The following is a 15641-nucleotide window of genomic DNA, read 5'->3' on the forward strand; positions in this document are numbered from 1 at the left end:
CTAAGTCAGCCCCATCTCCTGGTTCAGCCGGGAAAGCTCGTCCGCTGCCTCATGACGCCGTCGATCGTCCTGGCGGAGGTAGTCGTGCAGCGAACCCGCCTTCACGCGGCGATGCTTACCGACCGTCCGGTACTCGATCTGTCCCGTCTCGAGCAGCCCGATGAGGAAGGGCCGGGAAACGTTGAGCAGGTCGGCGGCCTGCTGAGTGGTCAGCTCGGCGCGCGACGGGACGATGGACACGCTCTCGCCCGCGGCCACCAAGGTCAGCACCCGAGCCATCAGGTCGACGACTCCGCGCGGAACGACCAAGGATTCTTCGTTCTCGTCAACGACGACGCTCACGGTGTCCCGCTCGTGGCGCCGGGCCAGATATGCCTCGACGTGCGGGAGCGCCTCGAGCGCCACATCGATGTCGTGGCGTCCAGGGACGATCTGGTCAATGGTCAGCGCAGTCATCACTGCTCCCGTGTTCAGCGTGGTCCCAGTATCGGCTCTCAACGAATTATTCGCAATAAACGCAATAAACGCAACTCGATGGTGCGTTCAGCTTGCGCGACGGCACACCTAGACTTGGTGCCGTGGGACAGGGACAGCTGCGTGCAGGTCTGGTCGGTGCCGGTCCGTGGGCGAAGACGGTGCACGCGCCGGGCCTCGCCGATCATCCCGGGACGAGCCTGTGCGCGGTCTGGACCAGGCGTCCCGAAGCCGCCACGGAACTGGCCGAGGCGCACGGCGCCGAGGCCGTCGGCAGTTTCGACGAGCTGCTCGACCAGGTCGACGCGGTCGCGTTCGCCGTGCCGCCCGCCGTTCAGGCGGAGCTGGCGGTCAAGGCGGCCGAGGCGGGCAAGCACCTCATCCTGGAGAAGCCGATCGCCGCTGATCTCGACGGCGCGCGACGCCTCGTGGACGCGGTCGAGGCCGCCGAGGTGGCCGCTCTCGTGGTCCTGACCTTGCGTTTCTCTCCGATGACCCGCGACTGGCTCGACGGGATCAAGGAAGCGGGCGGCTGGCGCGGCGGTGGGGCGCGCTGGCTTTCGGGTGCGCTGCTCGGCGGGCAGTACCAGGATTCGGCGTGGCGGCACGACTCCGGCGCGCTCGCCGACATCGGCCCGCACGCCTTCGATCTGCTGGACGCGGCGCTCGGTGAGATCACCGAAGTGCTCGCCGCCCACCGGAGCGAGGACGATCTGTGGCAGCTCCTGTTCGCCCACGCGGGTGGCGTGACCAGTACGGCAACCCTGTCGTTGCGGCTGCCGATCCAGCCGACGGTCGTCGAAGTGGCCGTTTACGGCGAGCACGGTTACCGCACGCTGGGACGCAAACCGGGTTCGGCGGGCGAGTCGTACACCGCGCTTCTCGATGATTTCGCCGCGATGGCCGCGAGCGGGACGACGTCGCATCCGTGCGACGTGCGACGCGGACTGCACCTGCAGAAGCTGATCGAACGCGCGCGCGAACTCGCCGGGCACGCCAAGTAGTACACAGGTCACTCACAAGGCTTTTCCTTGTGAGATAACACCTTCTTCCGGTTGCGCCGCGGCCGTCCACAGGTTTGTCCACAGGCTCCAAAGTGGACGGTCGCCGCCCGGTCCCCAGCACGGCGAAGCCCTTTCCGCTACCGGAAAAGATCACCTCTTAGTGCGGTCGCCCCGCCATGCCGAGTCGATCTTGTGATGCGAAGGTGATCTTTGAGCGCTCCGGAAAGGAAGGGCCATGGGCGAGCTGCTCCGCGCTTTCGGCGCGATGATCCCGTTGACGATCACCGCGATTCCTTACGCTTTGCTCGGGTGGCCGCTGCTCGCGGCGCATCGGCGGCGAAGACAAGCTGACCGCTTTTCCGCGTCGGCGACAGCCGCCGTGGACATGACGCTCGCGCTGGCCTGCTTCCTGGTGTTGTGCCTGGTCACGATGCCGGTGACCGGCGCGCAGGACAGCAGACTGAGCCTCGAACCCGGCACCGACCTGCGCCTCGCGTTGAGCGATGGCGCCAACCTTTGGCAGGCACTGGGCAACGTCCTCATGCTGAGCCCGCTCGGCGCGTTGCTCCCGTTGCGGTCCCGCCGTCTGCGGTCACTGGGCCGGATCGCGCTGGGCGCGCTGGCCGTCTCGGTGCTGGTGGAGGGCACGCAATATCTGATCCAGGCGGGCAGGGTGACCTCCGCCGACGACATCCTCCTGAACACGCTGGGCGCCGTGATCGGCGCCGCGGTGAGCAAACGTCTCTGGCACCGGCTGGACGTCAGGCCACCGGTGAAGATCCCGGTGCAGGTCCGGCGGGTGTGCGACGCCCCCGTCCGGCTGCGGGTCCCGAGGTCGGTGTGGGACGAGCGCTATTCGGGCATCGCGCATCCGCAGCGGCGGTAATCCGGTTGACCGCCGTGCGAAAGTGATCGCGAAAGCCTTCGTACCAGGCAGTGTCCGTTCAGAAAGAGGGATGCCTCATGCCTGACGCCTTCAGCGGCGTCGGCACGAGCTAGCCGGCGCTCACGCCAGCTCCACCGCGCACGCGGATCTCCCGTGCGTCTCTTTCTCCTGCCCGAAAGGCTTTCCACCAGTGCGTTCAGACACGATCGATGCTCTGCAGTCCTACATCCGCACCACCGCGGCGAACTTCCGCGAAACCGAGCGGATCGGGCCGTTCCTGGCCACCTTCACCACCGGGAACGACCACATGTTCCTCAACTACGCGATCCCCGACAACGGCGGGAAGCCCACCGCGCAGGACGTCGCGAAGCTGACCGAGGCGTTCCGCGCACGCGGGCTCACGCCGCGGCTGGAGTTCCTGACCGAGGCCGCTCCCGAGGCCGAAGCCGTGCTCGTCGAAGGCGGCTACACCTTGGAACGGCGGATCCCGTTGATGGTCTGCCCGCCGGGGCGGGTCGTCGGGCAGCCGGTTCCCGGCGGGATCGCGCTGAAGACACCCGTCACCCCCGCCGAACTCCGGCTGATGATCCGGGCGCAGACCGTGGCCTTCGGCGAACCCGACCCCGGTGAGCACGCCGAGCCGTCCTCTTCCCAGCTGAACGGCGATACGATCTCGGTCATGGCGGTCACCGAAACCGGTGAATGTGTCGGCGGCGGGGTCGCGACGGCGGTCCTCGACGGCGCGAGTGAAATCGCGGGGATCGGGGTCCTCGACGGGTACCGGCAGCGCGGGATCGCCGCGGCGCTGACCGAGCACCTGGCCCGTGAGGCCCATGCCCGTGGCGGCGAGTCGGTGTTCCTGACGCCGGGCGCCGGGCAGGCGGAGCGCGTCTACGGCCGGGTCGGCTTCGAGACCGTGGCCGAGTGCGTGCACCTGTCAATCATCTGAATAACCGCTGCGGCGTGACTTCTTGACATCGCCGCGGCGCTTCTTCGAGGCCAGGCGGCGTTCCTTCGAACCTCTCGAAGGTTTGGTGGGACGCCGCTTGGCGGCCGGGGGCGCCGACGCGTCGGCCAGCAACATCACCAGCCGCGCCCGTGCGGCTTCCCGGTTCATCAGCTGGGAGCGATGTTCGGACGCGGCGATCGTGACGACGCCGTCGACCAGACGCGACGAAAGCCGGTCCAGCATCCGGGCCCGGAGATGTTCCGGGATCGAAGCCGAACCGGCCACGTCGAAGGAAAGTTCGACCCGCGAGTCCGTGGTGTTCACGCCCTGCCCACCCGGGCCCGAAGACCGGGAGAACCGTTCGCTCAATTCGGCACCCGGGATCACGAACCGGGTACCGATCACCACGTCATCAGCCACGGACCCAGTGTGTCACCTGAGTCCAAGCAGATTTAGAAGCGCGGGTGGTCACCGGAGAGCACGGCGCGCGGGCCGTCCGGGTCTTCCGCGGGCTGCACGTCGCCGAGGATCCACGCCGGCACGTGCCGCGCGGTCAGCATCGCGAGCGCGCGATCGACGTCGTCGGGACCGACGATCGCGACCATGCCGACGCCCATGTTGAACGTCTTCTCCAGTTCGGCGCGCTCGACCTTGCCGCGGTGCCCGATCAGCGCGAACACCGGCGCCGGGGTCCAGGTGCCGCGTTCGAGCTTCGCGACCAGGCCGCGCGGCATGACCCGGGCGAGGTTCTGCTCCAGCCCACCACCGGTGACGTGCGCGAACGTGCGGACGTCGGCCTCGGCGACCAGCGCGAGGCAGTCCTTCGCGTAGATCCTGGTCGGCTCCAGCATCTCCTCGCCCAGCGAGCGGCCGAACTCCTCGACGTGCCCGTCGAGCGGCATGCGCGCGATCTCCAGCAGCACGCGCCGGGCGAGCGAGTAACCGTTCGAGTGCAGGCCGGACGAGCCGAGCGCGAGGACGACGTCGCCGGGGCGGACCCGCTCCGGGCCGAGCACCTTCGACGCTTCGACGACGCCGATGCCGGTGCCCGAAAGGTCGTAGTCGTGCTCGCCCATCAGGCCGGGGTGCTCCGCGGTCTCGCCGCCGAGCAGCGCGCAGCCCGCCTGGACACACCCTTCGGCGATGCCGCCGACCAGTGCCGCGATCTTCTCCGGCACGACCTTGCCGACGGCGATGTAGTCCTGCATGAACAGCGGCTCGGCACCGGTGACGACCAGGTCGTCGACGACCATCGCGACCAGGTCGATGCCGACGGTGTCGTGCTTGTCGAGCGCCTGCGCGACGGCGATCTTGGTGCCGACCCCGTCGGTCGACGAGGCCAGCACCGGCTCTTTCCACTTGTCCAGCTTCAGGGAGAACAGCCCGGCGAAACCGCCGACCCCGCCCATCACCTCGGGCCTGGTGGCCCTCTCGGCGTGCGGTTTGAGCAGCTCAACGGCTTTGTCACCGGCGTCGATGCTGACTCCGGCGGCGGCGTACGTGGCGCTCGTGGACTCGCTCACGGAAGCGGACTCCAACTCTGGAAGAAAGGACTAGGGACGCCGGATGGCGTCTTCAGCACCGTACCCGGCAGCGCTGACGGGCTTCGCCGCGCCATTGACCGAGTCCATGCTCTCCAGCAGGTGCTTCCCGATCAGCGCGTCCTCGGGGAGCGCGATCGGGTACTCACCGGAGAAGCAGGCGGTGCACAGGCGCGACTTCGGCTGCTCCGAAGCCGCGACCAGCCCGTCCAGGGAGATATAGCCCAAGGTGTCCGCGCCGATGGAGCGGCGGATGCCGTCGAGGTCGACGCCGTTGGCCACCAGCTCGGCACGGGACGCGAAGTCGATTCCGTAGAAACACGGCCAGCGGACGGGCGGCGAAGCGATCCGGACGTGCACCTCGAGCGCGCCGGCTTCCCGCAGCATGCGGACCAGCGCGCGCTGGGTGTTGCCGCGGACGATGGAGTCGTCGACCACGACGAGCCGCTTGCCGCGGATGACGTCGCGCAGCGGGTTCAGCTTCAACCGGATGCCCAGCTGGCGGATGGTCTGCGACGGCTGGATGAAGGTGCGGCCGACGTAGGCGTTCTTCACCAGGCCCGTGCCGTAGGGAATGCCGGAGCCCTGCGCGTAGCCGATGGCGGCCGGGGTGCCGGATTCGGGCACCGGCATGACCAGGTCGGCGTCCGCCGGGTGCTCGCCGGCGAGTTTGCGGCCGATCTCGACGCGGGTGGCGTGCACGCTGCGGCCGGCGATCGAGGTGTCGGGGCGCGCGAGGTAGACGTACTCGAAGACGCAGCCCTTGGGCTCGGGGTTCGCGAACCGCGAGGAGCGCAGGCCCTCGGCGTTGATCGCGATGAGCTCACCGGGCTCGACCTCGCGGACGAACGACGCGCCGCAGATGTCCAGCGCGGCCGTCTCGCTCGCGACCACCCAGCCGCGTTCGAGCCTGCCGAGCACCAGCGGGTGCACACCGTGCGGGTCACGCGCGGCGTACAGCGTGGACTCGTCGGCGAAGACCAGGCAGAAAGCGCCCTTGAGGGTGGGCAGCAATTCCAGCGCGGCGGCTTCGATGCCCTTGTCCGCGGCGTTGGCCGCGAGCAGTCCGCACACCAGGTCGGAGTCACTGGACGAACCGGTCAGGCCGAGGTGCGGTTTGATGCCGGCGGCGACCGTGCGATCGCGGAGTTCGGCGGTGTTGACCAGGTTTCCGTTGTGCGCGAAGGACAATCCGCTGCCCGTCGCGGTGGTCCGGAAGATCGGCTGCGCGTTCTCCCAGATGGTCGCGCCGGTGGTCGAGTAGCGGCAGTGCCCGACGGCGATGTGTCCCTGCAGCGACTGCAGGACCTGCTCGTCGAACACCTGACTGACCAGGCCGAGGTCCTTGAAGACGACGATCTGCGAACCGTCGGAGACCGAGATGCCGGCCGCTTCCTGGCCGCGGTGCTGAAGTGCGTAGAGCCCGTAGTAGGTCAGCTTCGCGACCTCTTCTCCGGGCGCCCAGACACCGAAGACGCCGCATTCCTCGCGGGGTTCCGGATCGGGTTGGTCGGTCACGGGCTGTCCGGCGAGGGACGGGTCGGAAACCACCGAGGTGCTCCCAGGGGAGAAGAGGGCAGGCCGCCACCAGTGTAAACGGTGGGCCGGAGATCAACGCGCCGTGCGACGTGGCACTGGACACGCTTCAACTGACTACCGTGAGTGAGATCGCGTCCATGATCGCCTGCCGGGACGCGGACGGCATTCAATGACCGTGAGTGACGGGCGGGTGTCAAGACCCGCCACTCACGACCCCCGACCAGCCGACCGCTCCCCCTCGACAGAGGCGGTCGACTGTGCATTGGGTGGGTGTCGGAGATCAGGCCGCCACTCTCAACCCGCGGCCAGCCACTTGGACGTGCCGCCGCGGCCAGGGACCCAGCAGCCCTTGGTCGCGGTCTCCGGGAGGAACAGCGAGCCGGGCGTCCGCTCGTCCGGGAGCGCGAGCAGTGCCGTCAGCACCGTCGCCGCGTCGCCGGCGGATCGCCACAGCCACATTTCCGGTTCGAGGATGTCCTCCTCGGTACCCGGCATACGGGTCGCGACCACGTCGTCCTCGGCGTTGAGCCGGACCACGTCGACCACGTTGTCGTGGACTCGCACGCCGACCACGGCCATGACCTCGCCGTTCGCGTCGCACGGGTGCACGAACTGGTACCCGCGGTGGATCAGTTCCTGCAGGCCGCTTTCGATATCGGTGATTTCCGCGGTGATGGTGTCACCCGAGAACATCATCGAATTCGCCGTCCTTGGCACCCGCGAGGAACGCGGCCATCTCGGCCTGGGTGTAGATCAGTGCCGGCCCGGTCGGGAAGCGCGAGTTGCGCATCGCGATCTCTCCGGACGCGAGCGGAGCCACTTCGACGCAGTTGCCGATAGCGTTGCTGTAGCTCGCTTTGCGCCAGTGCGCACCGGTAAGACGATCGGCCGGGATGCCGTTGTCGAACTGTTCAGCCATGGTCCCCACCTTCCCCGACGAAGCTTTGGGCGATGCATCTGCATGTGCATTTGCCTGTGATCCCAAAGTTAGCACGTGTGACTGCAGCGGTAAATGCACGTGCAGAAGTTTTTGCAGTATTCGCATACCGTGATGACAAAGGTCCCCGCGAGCCCCACTAACGTGTGAGGACCATCGACCCCATTGGGTGAACAACTACCGCTTGTGGCGAGACTTTCGGGTGTACGCAAGAAAACCCCGGCCGTCACCAGGACGGCGGCGAACCCCACAACGGTGAGCGGCTCAGATTTCCGCGCGGCGCTTCAGGAGCATCTGACGGCTGCGGTCCGGCGTCTCCGCGTCGACCGCGAGCATGTCCAGCGCCCGGCTGTACCGCTCGATCTCGTCGCGCTTGTCGATGTAGTGCGCGCCGGTCAGGTATTCGGTGTAGGCGATGTTCGGCAGTTCCTCTTCCGCGAACCTGAGCAGCGAGAACGCGCTGTCCGCGGAGTAGCCGCTCCGGTCGAACGGGAGGACCTGGACCGAGATGTTCGGCTGCTGGATCATCTCCAGCAGGTAGTCGATCTGGCCCTTCAGCACGTCACGGTCGCCGATCGGACGGTGGAGCACCGACTCGTCGAGCACCAGCCACAACCGCGGCGCGTCCGGCCGGGAGAGCATCTTCTGGCGCCGCATCCGCAGCGCGACCCGGCGATCGATCTGCTCGTTGACCATGTCCTTGCGGCCGTGGCTCATGATCGCCCGCGCGTAGTCCTCGGTCTGCAGCAGGCCCGTGACGTACAGCGGCTCCCAGACCTGGATCCGGGCCGCGGCCTCTTCGAGCCCGACGAGGTCGTTGAACCAGGTCGGCATCAGGTCGCCGTAGCGGCGCCACCAACCCGGCTCGTTCGACTCCTTGACCATGTCGAGGAACAGCTGCCGCTCGTCGGGATCGGTCATCCCGTACATGGTCAGCAGATCTGCGACGTCGCGTTCCTTGAAACCCACGCGGCCGAGTTCGAGACGGCTGATCTTCGACTCGGAGCCGCGGATGCTGTAGCCGGCCTCCTGGCGAGTGATCCCCGCGTCTTCGCGCATCCGCCGGAGCTGTGAGCCGAGGATCATCCGCCGCGCGGTGGGACCCAGGGACTGCTCACCGCCGGACGGGGTGACCGCGTTCATCGACCGGGGACCTTTCGTACGCAACACTCGCCAGGGAACTAGCCGATTACTGAAAGTACACGTTTGGACCTCGACACGACAGGGATGGCTCGGTTTACCCGCCGCGTACGTGGTTCTACTCTACGTAGAGTCCGAGACTTCCGACACAGTTTTGTGAGGTTCAAGATGCCCGACGCCCCGCCCCGGACGGAACGAGTGCCTGTGGGTGTCGACCCGACGCGGGCCAGCATCGCCCGGGTGTACGACGCCTTCCTTCTCGGCAAGGACAACTACGAGATCGACCGGGAGGTGCTGCGGAAGGTCCAGCAGGCGGCCCCCGAGGCGCAGGACCTGGCGACCGAGAACCGCGGCTTCCTGATCCGCGCGTGCCGGTTCCTCGCCAGCCAGACGGGCATCACCCAGTTCCTCGACCTGGGATCCGGCCTGCCGACGGCCGAGAACACGCACCAGGTCGTGCAGCGGATCAACCCCGAGATCAAGGTCGTCTACGTGGACAACGACCCGGTCGTGCTCGCCCACGGGCGGGCCCTGCTCGAAGAGAACGAGAACACCCACTTCGTCTCGGACGACATCTTCGAGCCGGAGCGGATCCTGGCGAACCCGGACATCGTCCGGCACATCGACTTCACGCAGCCGATCGCGTTGCTGCAGCTCGGGACCCTGCACCACTTCAACGGGCCGAAGGACCAGCCCGCCAAGATCATGAAGAAGTACATCGACGCGCTGCCGTCGGGTTCGTACGTCGCGATCTCGCACTTCTCCGACCCTCAGGACGACTTGTCCGAGGTCGCGCGCAAGATGGAGGACTTCTTCATCCACAGCCCGATGGGCTCGGGCACCTTCCGCACCCAGGAAGAGATCAAGGAGCTGTTCCACGATCTCGAGATGATCGAGCCCGGCGTCAAGCTGTGCGCCGACTGGTGGCCGGACGGCCCGCGGATCAAGGAGCTGAACACCGCGCAGCGGACGATCTCGGGCGGGATCGGCCGGAAGGCGTAAGACCAGGTCCCGGGTGTGCAATGAAAGTCCCCTTCATTGCGAAATTTGCAATGAAGGGGACTTTCATTGCATCCGGGGACGGGTTCAGAGGCGGACCAGGGGCAGCCAGTGGGCCAGATCGGCCCGGCTCCCGGAGGCGGTGACCCGCCCCGACTCGACGGCGTCGGCCCAGCCGAGCCGCCCGGTCGCCAGTTCCAACCACGTGCGCGGATCCGTTTCGACGACGTTCGGCGGCGTCCCGCGCGTATGACGCAATCCTTCGACACACTGCACCGCCGCGAACGGCGGCACCCGCACTTCGACACTCTTCCCCGGGGCGTCCGCGGCCAGCGTCCGCAGACTCAGCCGCACCGCCGCGGCCAGCTCAGGACGGGTGGGCTCCGGCCCGGATCCGCTCAACCAGGGGGAAATCGCCGTGATCGCGGCACGTAACTCAGCGGGGTCGACCGAACGCGAAGAGGCCATGGGAGAACAGTAGAGTGAGCGCGAACAAACCTTCAGGCACCCGGAACGTGGGGATGGCGATGGCGCAGCGGGACGAGGCGGATCGGTTGGCGTCGAGCCCGGCGGGCAAGCGGAAACCGGGCAAGCCGAAGATCACCGAAGAGATGCGCGCCAACGCCAGGGCCAATCCGAACAGCTGGCTTTACGTCATCGACGAGGCCTTCGACCCCGACGGCCCGGTGCCGTCCTGGGCGGTCGTCGGCGCGTACCCGGTGAACGGCGCGGGCGAGATCGTCGAGGACTTCCACCCCAACGACCGCTACCGCCCCTCGCCCAAGGCGCTCGGCTTCCCGGAGCCGCGCAACGAGCTCGAGCAGTTGCTGCAGCTGGTGCGCACGAACCACCGCCCGGCCGCCGACCTGCCGCGGGTCTTCCTCGACTCGACGCTGTTCGTCTACGCCCTTTCCCCGGTGCAGCGCACGGTCATCGGCTTCCACAACACCGACGGCCAGGTGCTGGTGCCCGCCTACACGGCGAAGGCGCTGGTCCCGCGCGAATGGCCGCACGCCCGCGCGGTGCTGGGCCGGGACATGGTCCCGCTGCTCGCCGGGCACCCCGTGACCATCAATCCGCATGATCGGCTCACCGCGATCGTCCCCTCGGAGCACCTCGACAAAGCCCTTTCGGACGAGCGTCGCTAGGGCTCGATTAACCCACTCGGCCCAATTTTTTCCGCCTGAAGGCAACTCTTTCGAGTGATGTTCGAGTCGCTGATTCCCTTGTCCCGGGGGATCGTGGCGACGTGATGAGTCGCAGAGTGTGTTCAAAAGGCTGGGGGGCCGTCCTCGCGGCGGGGGTCTTGCTGCTCGCACAGACCCCCGCCATCGCACGGGAAGCGGGGCCCAGATACGACGGGGCCGAGGAGCACTACGCCGGTTCACAGATCGCGCTGCACGAAGGCGTCAATGTGTCGGTAGGGCCGCTGTACGGCGGCGAAGCGCAGACGCTCGGTCATGACGTCAGCGGACACCAGGGTGAAGTCGACTGGCCCGGCGCGGCCAGAACCGGCGCGAAGTTCGTCTACGTGAAGGCGACCGAGGGCACCGGATTCGTCAATCCCCGGTTTCCCCAGCAGTACAACGGTTCTTACGGTGTCGGCATGATCCGCGGCGCGTACCACTTCGCGCGTCCCGACATCTCGGACGGCGCCGCGCAGGCGCATTACTTCGTCGACCACGGCGGCGGCTGGTCCAAGGACGGCAAGACGCTGCCGGGCGCGCTCGACGTCGAGTACAACCCGTACGGCGAAACCTGTTACGGCAGGACGCCGGCGCAAATGGTCGCGTGGATGGCGTCGTTCGCCGAGACCTATCTCTGGCGGACCGGACGGCATCCGGCGATCTACACGTCGACGAGCTGGTGGAAGCGCTGCACCGGGAACAGCAACGTGTTCTGGCAGAACCCGCTGTGGATCGCGCGCTACAACACGGAGATCGGCGAGCTGCCCGCCAGCTGGAAGACCCACACCATTTGGCAGTTCTCGAACAAGGGCAGCCTGCCCGGCGATCAGAACTGGTTCAACGGCACGGAAGATCGCGTACGCGCGATGTCGATCGGCTGAACTCTCACCCGACCGGGTGTTACAAGATCACAGAACACCGTCCAGATGGAAATGAAAATCACCCACGCATAGCACCAATTTCACGGAAGTTAGTGACAAACCCGGCACTCGTCGTCAACAATCGTGCCCGGACGGCTACCTGCAGTTAGTCGTCCTCAGCGAGGGTTATCCGTGAAGGGATTGTCGTATGCGCACTTCCCGAAGAGTCACCATCGCCGTCGGTTCCGCGCTGCTCCTGCTCAGCAGCACGGTCCAGGCGTCGGCCGCCCCGTCCCCGGAGATCATGTCGATCGAACAGGATCTCGTGCAGAACGACCACACGATCGGATCGCAGATCCGGCGGGTCGAGGGCGACACCTCCACCCCGGAATCCAAGGAGAAGGCGGCCCGGCCGCAGCCTGAAGCCGGCGTGCTCGCGACCGTCGCGGGGATGGACGTCGCCAGCTACCAGCAGAACGTCGACTGGGCCTACTGGTGGGGTCAGGGCAAGCGCTTCGTGTGGACGAAGGCCACCGAGGGCACGAGCTACAAGAACCCGTACTTCGCCCAGCAGTACAACGGTTCCTACGGCCAGGGCTTCATCCGCGGCGCGTACCACTTCGCCCTGCCCAACGTCTCCGGCGGCGCGGCGCAGGCCGACTTCTTCGTCAACAACGGCGGGGGCTGGTCCAAGGACGGCAAGACGCTGCCGGGCGCGCTGGACATGGAGTACAACCCGTACGGCGCCACCTGTTACGGCCTGAGCCAGGCGTCCATGGGGGCATGGATCCGGGCGTTCCACGACCGCTACCAGCAGCGCACCGGCCGCTGGCCCGTCATCTACACCTCGACGAGCTGGTGGAACACCTGTGTCGGCACGTCGCAGAACTTCGGTGGCACGGTCCCGCTGTGGGTCGCGCGATACGCGTCCACCGTCGGTGCCCTTCCCAACGGCTGGGGCTTCTACACCGTGTGGCAGTACACCTCGAGCCCGCTCGACCAGAACACCTTCAACGGCGCCTACGACCGCTTGCAGGCACTGGCCAACGGCTGAGCTGCGCATTTCGTGAACAACCGGCTCCCGGCCCGCTCGTCCCGAAGGACGAGCGGGCCGGGAGCCGCTTTCTCGCGCGAGGTACCTTTCCGAGCAGAAACCCCTGGCACGGGCGGATCCGGAACCAGCGCCGACCGCCGGCCGTCTGATCTCCAGCCTCAGGCCCCAGCACGGAAGGCGTGACCGATGACCTACCCACCCCAGCCAGGCCAGCCCTACGGCCAGGATCCCCAGGGACAGCAGCCCGGCGGGCCTCCGCAGCCGGGTGGCTGGGACCAGACGCAGCAGTACGGTCAGCCTCAGCAGTACGGGCAGCAGCAGGGCTGGGACCAGACCCAGCAGTACCAGCAGCAGCCTCAGCAGGGTTGGGACCCGAACGCGCAGCAGCAGCCTCAACAGGGCTGGGACCAGACGCAGCAGTATCAGCAGCCCCAGCAAGGCTGGGACCCGAACGCGCAGCAGCAGGGCTGGGACCCGAACAACCCGGGCTACCCGCAGGGTTACGGCGGCCCGCCCGCGCCGCCGTCGAAGAGCAAGACCGGGCTGATCATCGGGATCGTGATCGGCCTGGTCGTGCTGATCGCCTTCGGTGTCACCGGTTTCCTCGCACCGGGCTTCCTGCTCAGCAAGGACGACGGCAACAACACGGCCGCGCCGCCGCCCGCTTCGTCGTCGAGCAAGGCGCCGACTTCCGCGCCGAAGAGCAGCCCGAAGTCGAGCGCGCCCAAGAGCAGCCCGAAGAGCACCGAAAGCGGGGGCACGGGTTCCGAAGGCAACCCGAAGGGCGTCCAGAACCTCAAGGACTTCCTGGCCAAGGTGAGCGCCGGGGACAAGGCGGGCGCGCTGTCGCTGGTCTGCGCGGACATGAAGGCGACCATGGGCGACTCGATCGACATCATGGCCCCGGCGCCGTCGCAGCTGGAGGTCACCTCGACCGCGGGTATCGGCGACGGTTTCATCACCGGTGACATCGAGGGCACGGTCAAGGGCAAGAAGGTGAGCGGGTCGGGGATCTCTTCGGACGACAACCCGGACAAGTCCTTCTGTGTCCGCAACTTCTTCGTATTCTGAGCGAATGAAGCGGTTGCTCCGCTCCCCGTTGCTCTGGACGTTCGTCGTCTCCCTCGTACTGCTGCTCGCCGTCGGCGGCTGGTTGCTGACCGATCCGGCGACCAGCCGCAGCGAGGCGCTGAAGACCGGCGGCATCGCCGGTGGCGCCATCGTCGCGCTCTACGCCTTGTGGCTCAACGACCGGCGGCGCCGGGTCGAGGAGCGACGGCAGGAGATCGAGCGGCAGCGGCAAGAGCTCGAACTACGGCGGGCCGACCAGGACCGGGACCGGATCTCCGACGAACGGTTCGCGAAGGCCGTCGAACTGCTCGGGCACGACGCCGACCAGGTACGGGTGGGGGCCCTGCACGCACTGGCCGGGCTGGCCCGCGGGCGGGCGATCTACAAGCAGACCGTGCTGGACATCCTGTGCTCGTACCTGCGGCGGCCGTTCGAGCATCCGCGGTACGAAACGGCGAAGCGGCAAGGGAACACGCCTCCCCAAGAAGGAAGCGTGGAGCAGGCCCAGGAACTCCAGGTCCGGCAGACCGCCCAGCGACTCATCGGGGAGCTGCTCCCGGCCGCGGATTCCGAGGGCACCCCGGGATACGACCTCGACCTGACCGGGGCGGTGCTGGAGTACTTCGACCTTTCGGAACGGAAGATCGGCAAGCTCCTGCTGCGCTACGCGGGTTTGTACAGCAGCACCAACCTGTCCGGCTGCGTGTTCCTCGGGCCGGTGTACCTGACCGGAGCGGGGACGGCCAAGAAGAAGCTGATCGGCTTCTTCCGCTGCGACAAAGCCCGGTTCGAGCAGCGGGCGTGGTTCAGCGGAGTGCAGTTCAGCGAAGACGTCGAGTTCCGCGGCACGGTGTTCGCGGGTGAGGCTTCCTTCAAGGACAGCGTCTTCGCGAAGGACGCCGTCTTCGCCGGAGCCGAGTTCAAGGAGACGCTGGATCTGCGCCGCGCGCGGTTCGAGGGCTACAGCGACCTGAGTTTCCGCGAGCCGCCCGGCACGGTGTCGCTGTACAACACGACGGTGGAACCGGCGAGGGACCACGAACTCCCGGCGGGCTGGACCGTCGAGACCCTGCCTGACGGCCGTGCCCGGCTGACGGTGAAGGACTCATGAAACGTCTGCTCAGGTCACCGCTGTTGTGGACGTTGCTGTCTTCGGTCGCCGTGCTGGTCGGGGTCACCGCCTGGCTGCTCATGGATCGCGCGACGAGCCGCGGGGACGCGCTCAAGACCGGTGCGCTGGCGGGCGGGGCGATCGCCGCGCTCTACGGGCTCTGGCTCAACGACCGGCGGCGGCGTACCGAGGAGGACCGGCACGAGATCGAGCGCAGCCGGATCTCCGACGAGCGCTTCGCCAAGTCGATCGAACTGCTGGGCAACGACGCCGACCAGGTCCGGGTCGGGGCGATGCATTCGCTCGCGGGCCTGGCCAGAACGCGGCCGGAGTACCGGCAGACCGTGCTCGACGTGTTGTGCGCCTACCTGCGGCGGCCGTTCGACCATCCGAAGTTCCCGAGTGACACCGAGTGGGACAAGGAAAAAAAGGCTGAGGCCGAACGTGAGCGGCTGGTCCGGCGCGCGGCCGAACGGCTGATCCGCGACATCCTTCCCCACACCGGGACCACCGGGCCGACGCTTTCGCTCAATCTCAGCGACGCCCGGCTCGACAAGCTGGGACTGCTCGGCAGGCGGGTCGGCTGGTTCGGCGCGGATCGCTGCGAGGTGCTGACGTATCTCGACCTCACCGACACCCAGCTCTCCGGGAAGTTCCTGCTGGAGAACGCGACGATCCACGGCGAGTTCGTGCTCACCCGCTCGAGCTTCGAGCGGAAGGTGTCGCTGGTCGACACGGTCGTCTCGGCGCCTGTCGACTTTAGTGAAGCTACTTTTGTGGAGCCGCCGTCGCTGGAGGGCGCGAAACTCGCGACCGGGTCGGTTCTGCCTAGAGAAAGCTGAAGGACGCTTTCCCCTCATGTGATGGGAGGAAAGCGTCCTTCGCCGCG

The 15641-nt window shown here is 67.4% G+C and carries 18 protein-coding genes; 10 read left to right on the forward strand and 8 right to left on the reverse strand.

The genetic code is table 11. The features are described 5' to 3' along the window. Positions 1-456 (reverse strand): helix-turn-helix domain-containing protein, encoded by a 456-nt coding sequence (locus ACLJRM_RS07580; RefSeq protein WP_101611270.1) that lies wholly within the window; start codon positions 454-456, stop codon positions 1-3. A 122-nt stretch (positions 457-578) separates the two neighbouring features. Here ACLJRM_RS07580 and ACLJRM_RS07585 point away from each other — a divergent pair, with 122 nt between their 5' ends. The 3 genes from ACLJRM_RS07585 (at position 579) to ACLJRM_RS07595 (ending at position 3313) form a co-directional block, all read left to right on the forward strand. Beyond that, on the forward strand, positions 579-1478 hold the full coding sequence (locus ACLJRM_RS07585) for a Gfo/Idh/MocA family protein (RefSeq protein WP_101611271.1): 900 nt from the start codon (positions 579-581) through the stop codon (positions 1476-1478). Between the two features lie 235 nt (positions 1479-1713). After that, complete coding sequence (locus tag ACLJRM_RS07590) at positions 1714-2364, forward strand: VanZ family protein (RefSeq protein WP_101611272.1); 651 nt, start codon at positions 1714-1716, stop codon at positions 2362-2364. A gap of 190 nt (positions 2365-2554) precedes the next feature. Continuing rightward, entirely contained in the window at positions 2555-3313 is a 759-nt protein-coding gene (locus ACLJRM_RS07595) for a GNAT family N-acetyltransferase (protein WP_410662637.1), read from the forward strand. Here ACLJRM_RS07595 and arfB read toward each other — a convergent pair. The 6 genes from arfB to ACLJRM_RS07625 all read right to left on the reverse strand — a co-directional run bounded on the left by arfB (position 3302) and on the right by ACLJRM_RS07625 (position 8473). Beyond that, the gene (gene arfB, locus ACLJRM_RS07600; RefSeq protein WP_233222919.1) at positions 3302-3733 is read right to left on the reverse strand and encodes an alternative ribosome rescue aminoacyl-tRNA hydrolase ArfB; all 432 of its coding nucleotides are present in this window, start codon (positions 3731-3733) and stop codon (positions 3302-3304) included. The two genes, ACLJRM_RS07595 and arfB, sit on opposite strands and share 12 nt — an antisense overlap. A 32-nt stretch (positions 3734-3765) precedes the next feature. Then, the gene (gene purM / locus ACLJRM_RS07605) at positions 3766-4836 is read right to left on the reverse strand and encodes a phosphoribosylformylglycinamidine cyclo-ligase (RefSeq protein ID WP_101613593.1); all 1071 of its coding nucleotides are present in this window, start codon (positions 4834-4836) and stop codon (positions 3766-3768) included. A gap of 30 nt (positions 4837-4866) precedes the next feature. After that, complete coding sequence (gene purF / locus ACLJRM_RS07610; protein ID WP_101611275.1) at positions 4867-6405, reverse strand: amidophosphoribosyltransferase; 1539 nt, start codon at positions 6403-6405, stop codon at positions 4867-4869. 282 nt (positions 6406-6687) lie between these two features. Continuing rightward, positions 6688-7089, reverse strand: coding sequence for a hypothetical protein (locus ACLJRM_RS07615; RefSeq protein WP_101611276.1), 402 nt, complete (start codon positions 7087-7089; stop codon positions 6688-6690). Continuing rightward, entirely contained in the window at positions 7073-7312 is a 240-nt protein-coding gene (locus ACLJRM_RS07620; RefSeq protein WP_037320466.1) for a DUF397 domain-containing protein, read from the reverse strand. Before ACLJRM_RS07620 ends, ACLJRM_RS07615 begins: the two co-directional genes overlap by 17 nt. A gap of 282 nt (positions 7313-7594) precedes the next feature. After that, positions 7595-8473 carry a helix-turn-helix domain-containing protein gene (locus ACLJRM_RS07625; RefSeq protein ID WP_410662638.1) on the reverse strand — a complete coding sequence of 293 codons (879 nt, stop codon included), beginning with the start codon at positions 8471-8473 and terminating at the stop codon, positions 7595-7597. Positions 8474-8674: 201 nt separating this feature from the next. On the opposite strand from ACLJRM_RS07625, the gene ACLJRM_RS07630 reads away from it, so the two are divergent. After that, the gene (locus tag ACLJRM_RS07630) at positions 8675-9472 is read left to right on the forward strand and encodes an SAM-dependent methyltransferase (protein WP_168214440.1); all 798 of its coding nucleotides are present in this window, start codon (positions 8675-8677) and stop codon (positions 9470-9472) included. An 84-nt stretch (positions 9473-9556) separates the two neighbouring features. Here the strand turns inward: ACLJRM_RS07630 and ACLJRM_RS07635 are convergent, their stop codons facing one another. After that, complete coding sequence (locus tag ACLJRM_RS07635) at positions 9557-9937, reverse strand: sterol carrier family protein (RefSeq protein ID WP_101611278.1); 381 nt, start codon at positions 9935-9937, stop codon at positions 9557-9559. 53 nt (positions 9938-9990) lie between these two features. On the opposite strand from ACLJRM_RS07635, the gene ACLJRM_RS07640 reads away from it, so the two are divergent. From ACLJRM_RS07640 to ACLJRM_RS07665, 6 genes are all read left to right on the forward strand, one after another. Beyond that, positions 9991-10617: a type VII secretion system-associated protein gene (locus ACLJRM_RS07640; protein ID WP_410605070.1), complete on the forward strand. Its 627-nt coding sequence runs from the start codon at positions 9991-9993 to the stop codon at positions 10615-10617. 104 nt (positions 10618-10721) lie between these two features. Then, positions 10722-11537: a lysozyme gene (locus ACLJRM_RS07645; protein ID WP_174720566.1), complete on the forward strand. Its 816-nt coding sequence runs from the start codon at positions 10722-10724 to the stop codon at positions 11535-11537. A 187-nt stretch (positions 11538-11724) separates the two neighbouring features. Further along, positions 11725-12570, forward strand: coding sequence for a lysozyme (locus ACLJRM_RS07650; protein ID WP_101611281.1), 846 nt, complete (start codon positions 11725-11727; stop codon positions 12568-12570). A 186-nt stretch (positions 12571-12756) separates the two neighbouring features. Then, positions 12757-13641, forward strand: coding sequence for a Twin-arginine translocation protein TatA (locus tag ACLJRM_RS07655; RefSeq protein WP_410662639.1), 885 nt, complete (start codon positions 12757-12759; stop codon positions 13639-13641). 4 nt (positions 13642-13645) lie between these two features. Continuing rightward, positions 13646-14752: a pentapeptide repeat-containing protein gene (locus ACLJRM_RS07660; RefSeq protein ID WP_101611283.1), complete on the forward strand. Its 1107-nt coding sequence runs from the start codon at positions 13646-13648 to the stop codon at positions 14750-14752. Next, a complete protein-coding gene (locus ACLJRM_RS07665; protein WP_410662640.1) occupies positions 14749-15594 on the forward strand; it encodes a hypothetical protein in 846 nt (281 codons plus the stop codon). Before ACLJRM_RS07660 ends, ACLJRM_RS07665 begins: the two co-directional genes overlap by 4 nt. The last annotated feature ends 47 nt before the right edge of the window (positions 15595-15641 follow it).

The sequence above is a fragment of the Amycolatopsis sp. lyj-84 genome, assembly GCF_046549075.1.
Lineage (GTDB): Bacteria > Actinomycetota > Actinomycetes > Mycobacteriales > Pseudonocardiaceae > Amycolatopsis.